Origin of the sequence: Agathobaculum ammoniilyticum (assembly GCF_025567315.1) — a bacterium.
GTDB lineage: Bacteria > Bacillota > Clostridia > Oscillospirales > Butyricicoccaceae > Agathobaculum > Agathobaculum ammoniilyticum.
Map to the genome: position 1 here is coordinate 1 of NZ_JAOQJE010000051.1, position 337 is coordinate 337.

Below are 337 nucleotides of genomic sequence, written 5' to 3' on the forward strand. Positions count from 1 at the left end.
CGGCAGCATACTGCCCATGCGGCGCATCTGGTCTGCGAGCTCGCGCACGTTGAACCGAGCGCCCTGGAACAGGGGAACAGCCTTCTCTGCATCCGGCAGCGGATAACTGCCCAGCGGGATCTGGTCCAGCGTAGGCAGCTTATCCGGAGACAGCGACGCCAGCTCCAGCAGCCTTGCCATCCGCGGGTTTTCCGCGCGCGGCTTGCGCACGCCCAGCACCGCGATCTGCCGGAACTTCCGGAACTCCTCTTCACAGAAGCGGTACGCCATCAAACTGTTAAAGTGGGCGGCAAGAAAACGGCACACGTCCTCGGTGAGACGGTAATAGGGGATGATG

General features: G+C 62.6%; 1 protein-coding gene. It reads right to left on the bottom strand.

The features are described 5' to 3' along the window. Positions 1–337 (bottom strand): DUF6094 domain-containing protein (locus OCV66_RS15510; RefSeq protein ID WP_262564919.1); only part of this gene is annotated, 337 nt, incomplete at both ends.